The 6829-nt window shown below is 42.4% G+C and carries 5 protein-coding genes and 1 pseudogene; all 6 read right to left on the reverse strand.

Going from position 1 to position 6829, the window contains the following annotated elements; translation table 11 throughout:
- Position 1 precedes the first annotated feature (1 nt).
- Positions 2-1309, reverse strand: coding sequence for a BT_3928 family protein (locus H6A28_RS15100; RefSeq protein WP_204475702.1), 1308 nt, complete (start codon positions 1307-1309; stop codon positions 2-4).
- Positions 1299-1841: a DUF1599 domain-containing protein gene (locus tag H6A28_RS06290; RefSeq protein WP_204479397.1), complete on the reverse strand. Its 543-nt coding sequence runs from the start codon at positions 1839-1841 to the stop codon at positions 1299-1301. Before H6A28_RS06290 ends, H6A28_RS15100 begins: the two co-directional genes overlap by 11 nt.
- Before the next feature lie 137 nt (positions 1842-1978).
- Entirely contained in the window at positions 1979-2884 is a 906-nt protein-coding gene (locus H6A28_RS06295; RefSeq protein ID WP_204475700.1) for a peptidoglycan DD-metalloendopeptidase family protein, read from the reverse strand.
- Positions 2885-3165: 281 nt separating this feature from the next.
- Complete coding sequence (locus tag H6A28_RS06300; RefSeq protein ID WP_204479399.1) at positions 3166-3831, reverse strand: DUF3256 family protein; 666 nt, start codon at positions 3829-3831, stop codon at positions 3166-3168.
- Positions 3832-3902: 71 nt separating this feature from the next.
- A complete protein-coding gene (locus H6A28_RS06305) occupies positions 3903-6686 on the reverse strand; it encodes a hybrid sensor histidine kinase/response regulator transcription factor (RefSeq protein WP_204479401.1) in 2784 nt (927 codons plus the stop codon).
- 37 nt (positions 6687-6723) lie between these two features.
- A pseudogene (locus H6A28_RS15105) lies at positions 6724-6829 on the reverse strand (IS982 family transposase); the annotation flags it as partial.

Consider the following 6829-nt stretch of genomic DNA (forward strand, 5'->3'; position numbering starts at 1 on the left):
GTTATAATGTTTCTTTTTCCTTTTCTTTCTCTCGGCGGGCCTTGATACGCAACCAGATCAAATCGATGATGGTAAACAACAACAACGGTCCCAAGAACCAAAGTGCCACCTCTACAATCTTATGTACATTTGTCTCAGGACTCCACGTACTGAAAGGGAGACGCTCCAACGGGGCATTTAACTGGTATTCGTCGGGTAAATTAGAGACACTCCATTTACGCAACACTACCCCTTTTTTCAACAACATCAATCCCGGATTCGAACGAATCATGGTCTTCAGCGTGATTTCATCCATCAAGGCAAAAGGATATTCAGCTCCTGTATTTTCCTGCCATTCCATAATATCCTGTTCCGAAGAGGCTGTCAGGCAAAGAAAACGGTAACCGTGCTCCACGCTGTAGTCGTAGACTTGATTAATCAAATCCATCCCGCTGTCGTCAGCCTGCTTCAACCAAGGAGCGACAAGCAGAAATGTATATTGGTCACTCTGCAAAATATCTTCCGTCAGATCTTCTCCAGTTTCCAACGACGTAATAGAGAAATCATGAATCGGAGGTTCATAACCTTTCTCCTTTACTCGGGTTTTTGAATCCACGAAAGTCCATGTAGAATCAGTAGGGAAATTATCAATGGTGAATTCCTGCTCTTTTCCGTTCTTGGAATAAATGAAAATGGTTTCATATACCGTGGGCTTTTCCCCTTCGGGAATGCTCATACCTTTCTGGATATCAGCACCTACGTGATAAGGCCGAAAATCGAAGACTGGCAAATAACGAAGATTGAACAAGGTAAAGAAGATAATAAACACAATGCTGTACAGCGAAATCAACCAGTCTACTTTTGTTGTCACCAGTTTGAATATATACCGTTTCCATCGAAACACCGAAATGGCTGCTACCAGCAAAACAATGTTCTTGAAGAAGGTTTCCCAGTTCGTCAGAACCACTACATCTCCAAAACATCCGCAGTCGGATATCGGATTGGCTATGGCAAGCCACAACGTCAGCGGAGTCATGAAAGACATAACCAGCAACACCAACAAAGGAGCCACCCGACGCCGGATACCAAAAAACAAGTAAATACCTATGATAAATTCCAGTAGAGCAAACAACATTGCCACCGCATACGGCACATTCCCTTTGCTCAAGCCTAAAAAGCCCCATGCTTCCAGATAATCCTGCACCTTGTAAACAGTGCCTAAAGGATCATTTGCTTTTACAAATCCGGAAAACAAAAAGACGACGGCCAGCAGAAAGCGGCAGAAGTTACTCCAGACTACAATGACTCTATGTAAATACTTATTCTCCAAATTCTAACTTTATCAACCCAAATACGGCATAATTAATCATATCCATGTAATTGGCATCCACACCTTCCGATACCAATGTCTCTCCTTTTAAAGATTCAATCTGCTTGGTCCGGTAAATCTTCATCAGAATCAAATCAGTATACGAAGTGATACGCATGCTGCGCCAGGCCTCATCATAATCATGATTCTTCGCGAGCATCAGTTCCAATGCCTTCTTGGCATAGATGTCATACAACTCCAAAGCACGTTCTTCCGTAATGTCTTCCTTCTCGGCATATCCCAGTTCCAATTGAATCAGCCCAATGATGCCATAATTGACAATAGCGATAAACTCCGGACGGATACCTTCGTTCACCAAAGAAACGCCTTTTACCTCTATACTGCGAATACGATTGGCCTTGATAAAAATCTGGTCTGTCACAGAGGATGGACGCATGATGCGCCACGCAGCCCCGTAATCATGCAACTTCTTGGCAAACAAGTCGCGGCAGACAGCGATTACATGTTCAAATTGTTTTTTGGTTTCTTCCATCTTTTATGTGAGAATGTGTGGCAAAGTTACTGTTTTTTCACAGAGCACACAATAATAAGAGACATAAAAAATGCCATTTCATACAGACCTTCCAGCTGTATGAAATGGCTATTTCTATTACAAATGTATTCTACTTATCAAGAGCATCTCAAGACTTGTCCGATACGCAAGGTAGTGGTACGCTTGATACCGTTAATCTGGCACAAACGGTCGATAGACACATGATACAAACGGGAAATGCGTCCCAACGTATCTCCTTTACGAATCTTGTGATAACGGATAGCTGATTTTTCTGCTTCTGCAGCTCCAGACTTTCCTGATTTCACAGCAGCCAATGCCCGCGTACGCTGATAGGCATAACGGTTGGCACCACGTACAAACAAATAGCTGTCTGCCACAATATCCTGATTGGGGAAATCAAACATAAATTCCGGATTGATGACTTCACCCAAGAAACGAGTCTCAAAATGAAGGTGTGAACCCGTAGAACGACCGGTATTTCCACCCAAGCCGATAGGATCTCCTGCCTTTACATACTGGTCTTCTGCCACAATTTGTTTCGACAAGTGACCATAAATGGTTTCCAAACCGTTGTCATGACGAATCACTACATACTTTCCGTATCCTCTACGTTCATATTTTACCATACGAACACGTCCGTCGAATGCAGCACGGATTGTATCGCCGATATAGACTTTAATGTCCAATCCGTTGTGCATACGCCGCCAGCGAGGACCGCATTTAGAAGTAATGATTGTATGAGTTGTCGGCATACAGAAACCGGTAAGATCAATTCGGAAACTATCTGGAACCTGAGTACCACCGTACGCATGAACGCGATCATTGTTCCAGTTGGGATAAAGACTATAAGCAGGATATACTGCCTGTTCAGCTTTAATCTGACGAATCAAGGCCAGTGAATCAACTGCTTTCAATTTTCTGTCGATAGGCGCCTGACGAGCGAGAAGATCTTGTCCCGAGACACTGATACTCACCATTGCCAAAGCGGCCATCGCTACTGTTCTAATGCATTTTAATATCATTCCATCTATATTTTTCAGCTAGTATCCGTCGGTTGGTTTTCGTGATATAAAATATTCCAGTCCGACCTCCAAATAGAATACCACTACTGGTTAAAAACAATTCAAAATCAGAATGCATATTTCCGAAATATGCCTTTCGTTTTAAAAACAACGTTCCAAAGATAAAATTTTTTCGTCATACCCGGTTGCCTGGTTAACTATTTTTTATGTATTTTCATACGCCCCGACACGAATTGATGTTGTAAAACATAAGAGCCAACCACACAAAAGATTAAACAAGATTACTTAGACAAAGCATTCAGCTTGTTTTGCATAACGAATTTACCGTCCTCCCACTCATAACGTAAAGGAGTAGATACAATATAACGTTTCAACTCGTCTGCTGTCTTCTTGTCCAAATAATCGGGAGTAGAATAAGTAATTGAGAGAACGGGCTGGTCAGCCGACAAGGAAGCAGTCCACAAATACATGTCGGCATAAGTCCGGAGGTTTCTCAACGAATCAGTCTGCACATCAGACTGCGGCTTGACATAAAACTCGTCTTCTTCTGGAAGCTGAATAAAATCACTCAGCGGCAACTCTTTCCAGTTGGTATCATAAAATGCAATCCGACTGTCTCCAGCAGGAGCGAAATAAGTAGATACAGCACAAATCACCTTGACAGAATCATTCAACGGCAGCAGTTTCAGTTCCAGCGTACTGGCCGAACTACTTTTCAAAAACAAATAATCCGACGTCAGTTTTGTCATTTCCGAAGTGTTTCCAAAACGATTTTTCACCTCTGCCTTCATACCACTTTCCAGAAAATCGCCAAAATCGGCCCTGTTTACTTCTGTCAGGAACGGAGACAAAGAATCAGGCATTGCCACAAACAATGTTTTCAAATCCTGGGCACATATGCCTCCGCATATTCCCAATATAAACCATATAATTAAAAGACGTTTCATAACCTACTTCTTCAAAAAGTGCCCAAATATACAATTATTTTCTTTAGTGCATACAAGGAATCCGTTTTCTCTTATCCCTTTCCATTCCGTCGTTTCAAGAAATCAGTCGGACTTTCCCCAAAATACTCCTTGTAGCACCGAGTGAAATAGGAAGGAGAACTGAACCCCACCTCGTACGTAATTTCAGCCACAGTCTTTTCTGTAGAAGCCAGCAACGATACAGCCTTCTTCAACCGAGCTATACGCAATAACTCATTAGGTGAATAACCGGTCAAAGCTTTGGCCTTACGATATAACTGTACGCGTCCTAACCCCAACTCTGTGCCTAAGAATTCTACGCTGAGATTGGAATCTCCCATTTTTTCATCAATCAACCCTTTCAATTTTTCCACAAATCCTTTATCCATATCGCTTAAAGACTGCTTCTGGATTGTAGCAATCGAATCTCCCAAGGATTTCAACCGTTTACGGTTATCTATCAGATTCCGGATACGGGTCAACAAGACCTTGGCATTAAACGGCTTGGTAAGGTAAGCATCAGCTCCAGAATCATACCCTTGAATACGTTGCTCATCCATGGTATAAGCCGTCAGCATCAATATTGGTATATGGGAAGTCTGAATCTCATTTTTCAATCGGCGACAGCATTCAATACCATCCATTACAGGCATCATAATATCACAAATTATGACATCGGGTACATATTTCATCGCTTGACGGATACCGTCTTGTCCATTGACGGCCTCTATGACCGTATAACGATCCCGTAACAGCATCTCTGTATACTCTCGCACATCCTGGTTGTCATCAATTACCAGGACGATTTCTTTCTCTGCTGTTCCATCCGTCTCAATCGTTTTCGGCAATTGGTGCAAAGTTTCCAGTCCAGCATCCAAAACGGCCCCTTCCTGCAGATTCTTCAACGATTCGTTTTTTTCAATAATCTCTTCCACTTCTCCTTCCTGTTTCATTGGAAGTTCCACAAAAAAGCAGGTACCTTTTCCCTCCGTACTGTCCACTATCACATTTCCATGATGCAAATGCACAAAAGCCTCTACCAGAGCCAGTCCCAAACCTGACCCCGTATGCTGCATGTCAATCTGATAGAAACGTTCAAACACATGACGGGCATGATCTTCCGACATACCAATACCCGTATCACTTACTTTCAAACGCAAAAAGCGCAACTGCTTCTTTTCTATTTGAGACAGTTCTACCTTTATTTCTCCCTTTTCAGGAGTGAATTTAAACGCATTCGACAACAAATTATAAATGATACGTTCCATCTTCTCCACATCGGCTATCATCACATAATCTGCGGCATCTCCTTCTGCGGACACCGTAAAATGGATATGCTTTCTGGATGCCAATACATGGAAAGCCTCAGTCCACTCTCTAACTCCTGCAAGTATATTAAATTCTGAAAGACGCAAATGCAACTTTCCATGTTCATACTTCTGGAAATCCAGAATCTGCGTAATCAGTCTCAACAGAATCGATACGTTTCGCTGCACAATCTCCAGCATTTTCCGTTCTCGGTCTCCCAATTGTTTTTCCTCTAACAGCTGATTTACCGGATCGGCAATCAAGGTCAACGGCGTACGGAAATCATGCGACACACTGGTAAAAAAAGCCAATTTGGCATGGGTGGCATCTTCCAGTTGCCGAGACAATTCAATCAACTGGTCACGCTGTTCCTGTAGCTGGTCACGCTGCTGTTCCAGCTGTTTCTTCTGCGTGGACAATTCTGTGTTCATCCGATTCTTCACCCAAAAAGCACGTACCAAGAAAAACATCAGAAATCCCACCAACACCAAGATTACCACACAAGCATACAGAAACATTTTTTGTGCGGAATAACGAAGGAAATAATCATCCAACCGGTTATGAAGCAATTCTATCTTATGGTCTAAAGCAAAAATATGTTCCGTCTGCAATTGCATAATCCGGGCATTACCCTTATCCACAGCGGCCGTTGACAAATAATTTTCCCGTTCATACTTCTGTCCTTTCAAGATAGCCATCGCCACTTGCATCACCTTATCTCCACCTGTAGGATAAATAAAGGTTGCAGTCAATTCCCCTTTAGCTACACTTTCCACTCCATACCCTTTCCCTGCCACTGCATCGATTCCAATAAACAGAATTTCTTTTTCACGCTTCTGGCGTCGCGCCTCCTGATAAGCCCCCATTGCCATTCGGTCATTTTGCGCTACAATCAGGTCAATCTGATCATGATTTCTTAGAATCGTATCGACTACCATCCTTGCCTTATCCTGAAACCAACCAGCATCTGCAGAAGCCACAATCTTTATATCAGACGTTTTTTTCAGAGCATCCATCATGCCACGATGACGTTCAATAGCGGGAGTAGAAGCTTTCAGTCCCGTGATTTCCACCACTTTTCCTTTTCCATGCAAGGCATTGACAATATATTCGCCCACCTTCTTTCCCACTTCATAATTATCGGCTCCTACGTATGCAGTGTATTTATCGGAGTGAATTCTCCGGTCTACCAATACTACCGGAATACCTGCTTCATACGCTTCTTCAAGCACAGGAGCGATTGCTCCCGCCTCATTGGGTGCCACAATAATCAGATTTACTCTTTGACGAATAAATTCTTTGATATCATTGATCTGCCGTGCATTATCATCCTGCGCCTGACGAATCTTTACCTTTACTCCAGGATAAAACAAAGCCTCACGCAGAATCTCCTTATTCATCTGCACACGCCACTCATCATTGCTGCACTGTGAAACTCCAATAATATATTTAGACCTTCCTCTATTGCAAGCCATTAACAAACATACAAGAAAAAAGAGCAAAAGGTATTTATGCCATCGATGTCTCATGGAATTCATATTAAGTTAACGTGAGTTCGATATAAAATTAGAAAATAGACAGTTGTCCGTCATTGACAAAGTTTACATCAATGGCGGGCTTCTTTTCAAAAAAGCAATATGCTGCTATAGCCGACAAAGAGTTGGCTATAAAG

The sequence above is a fragment of the Bacteroides mediterraneensis genome (genome assembly GCF_016900355.1).
Lineage (GTDB): Bacteria > Bacteroidota > Bacteroidia > Bacteroidales > Bacteroidaceae > Phocaeicola.